Source organism: Oleiphilus sp. HI0125, from assembly GCF_001635355.1.
Window position 1 is genome coordinate 1 of the sequence record NZ_LWGF01001471.1, and the last position, 1047, is coordinate 1047.

Sequence of the window (1047 nt, forward strand, 5' to 3'; positions counted from 1 at the left end):
TTGTATAAAATTTTTCCGGTTACGGAAGCGTTTTTATCGGGTACGATAATTGGAGAAGACCCAAAACCTTCTTTTAATAAAATGCAGCGGCGATAACCATGTAATGTAGCTGGCGTCATTTGCCATTCCTTCTTGGTTAACTGCGCGAGAAGTTCGGGATACATTAATGTGCCGTATGCAAAAATATTCATGGTCTTCAATGCTTAAGGGTTGTAGTAACAATGTTTTCAATAGATGCCATAAATCACGCTGATTGGTCTCGTATCATGGATATTCAGCACAAAGCGTATGCGGACGACTATCCTGAATCAGTAGACGTGCTCAAAGCGAAATGGCTGCTTGCACCTGAGACGTGTTTAGCTATTCGTAATGACGAGGACTTGCTCGGATATTGTTTAGCGCATCCCTGGCCGATTAATGACACGCCTAAATTACATGTTGAGCTTAATGCTCTGCCGGAAACTGATGATCTATTCATACATGATCTGGCTTTGCACCCTGATGCAAGAGGTCAGGGGGCAGCCAAAGAACTCGTCTTAAGTGTGCTAAATATTGCACGCTTGAATCATTATAAGCAAGTGCATTTGGTGGCCGTACAAGGCTCAGAACAGTTTTGGTGCTCTTTTGGGTTTGAGATTTTGGCGGAGAGCCAGATTAGTGCAGGCTACGGAGATGAGGCCCTGTATATGTCTGTGCACCTTAAGTGAACGAGCTAGAAGGTTGATGCATTTTCGTGGTGCGTAAATATGGCTTTGTGTGTATTGTTTAAGGTGTGCGATTTATCAAACGTGAACTCTGACCGGTTTAATGTTTGTGAACTGATTAGTATTAGGATGTGCTGTTGCATAAATTGAACGCTTCTGTTTGATATAGTGACAACTTGGCAGCATCTTTGCATGCATAATAAAAAGCCGAAGAGCGATTGTTGTTTTTGGAGAAAATCATGGCGCCATCATTTGCCGATGATAAAAAAAATGTTCACCTATCTATTTCTCAAGTTGTTAAAGATTTTGATGGTTTCAAAGCTGTCAACGACGTTAGCTTAGA

The 1047-nt window shown here is 41.6% G+C and carries 2 protein-coding genes; one reads left to right on the top strand and one right to left on the bottom strand.

Annotation, left to right across the window (positions count from 1 at the left end; all coding sequences use genetic code 11):
- Positions 1 to 191, bottom strand: a 191-nt coding sequence (locus A3762_RS24830) for a gamma-glutamylcyclotransferase family protein (RefSeq protein ID WP_156493741.1), incomplete at its 3' end; no start/stop codon positions are given.
- A 30-nt stretch (positions 192 to 221) separates the two neighbouring features.
- On the opposite strand from A3762_RS24830, the gene A3762_RS24835 reads away from it, so the two are divergent.
- Positions 222 to 707: a GNAT family N-acetyltransferase gene (locus tag A3762_RS24835; RefSeq protein WP_068478920.1), complete on the top strand. Its 486-nt coding sequence runs from the start codon at positions 222 to 224 to the stop codon at positions 705 to 707.
- Positions 708 to 1047: the final 340 nt, after the last annotated feature.

What these genes read in the sequence shown, in the direction of transcription:
- A3762_RS24835 (WP_068478920.1), top strand. Translation starts at nt 222, where the DNA reads ATGTTTTCAATAGATGCCATAAATCACGCTGATTGGTCTCGTATCATG.